Genomic DNA, 1,133 nt, shown 5'->3' on the forward strand with positions numbered 1-1,133 from the left:
GGTTCGATCTCATACTTTCTTCTACGATAGATCTTATTTTTTTCAGTATTTGAAAGGTTTGTTTTTACTTTCCCCTTGAAATATTCCCATTGTGGATTGATATAGATCTTTCTGACATTTCCTTTTTTGGTCAATGCATTTGGATTTTCTTTACGATCTTCATCGAATTTTTCAGCTTCATATACTTTAAAATTTCGTTTATAACCATATGTATCATGGCGATATGCATAGCGTTTAAAGTTAAAACGAACATTCTTTGGATCTATATAGTAATCATCTTCAGCGTTATAATGCCAATTCATCACTTTGCGCTCATCTGATCTCCAACGTTTGGTTTCTTCCTTTAACATCGTATTATATGGAATAAGGTAATCAAACACTCCGAATTTATCTTCGATAAATTCATAGTTAGGTTCAGATCCATAACCAGCATCAGCAACTATCGGACCTTGGATAACATCTGCATCCATCTTTTCTAAAAATGGGATCAAAGTACGCATATCAGTTGGATTAGGTGCGAGGGTGTAGTCCAAAGCAAATTGATTATTAGCAGCGACTTGGAGATTATAGCCAGGTTTGGTTTGACCATTTTTCATTGGATCTTCTTTCATACGCATAAAAGTGGCGTCATTGTCAGTTTTAGAATAGCTGTTTCGCTCGCCAACGATGGCAAACTGTTCAGCATATTTAGAGTTTTTCTGTTTACGCTCGCGTGTTTGTTTTAAGTATTTCTTGGCCGTCCGTCGTTCCTGCTTCGCAGGATTAGGGGAGATCTTCTTAGTCTCTTCGACTTTTTCATTCAAATATTCAATTCGTTGTTCCAATCGGGCACATATCTCATCAAGTTGATCAACAGTCAGATCATCAGCAAAATCAATATTGACGATCGATTCTTTGATCTCTTTCAATAACTTTTTAGCTTTTTGTCGATTTAAATCATCATAGCGAATAGTATTTTTCTTCCAAACAAACGAGTATTTATTTGCGTTAGCAAGAATCTTAGTACCATCAATAAACACAGCCTCATCAATGAGCCCATTTTTTCGCAAATATTCTCTAAATTCAGAAAACGAACTTTTTAGCATCATCTCAATAGTATCAGAGACAACAAAGCGAGCAATAGTACGATAAGT

At 35.4% G+C, this 1,133-nt stretch carries 1 protein-coding gene; it reads right to left on the bottom strand.

Annotated elements, in window-relative coordinates; genetic code table 11:
* On the bottom strand, positions 1 to 1,133 hold a 1,133-nt coding region (locus LMU01S_RS10020; protein WP_061773589.1), incomplete at both ends, for a transposase.

Source organism: Ligilactobacillus murinus DSM 20452 = NBRC 14221, assembly GCF_001591685.1.
GTDB lineage: Bacteria > Bacillota > Bacilli > Lactobacillales > Lactobacillaceae > Ligilactobacillus > Ligilactobacillus murinus.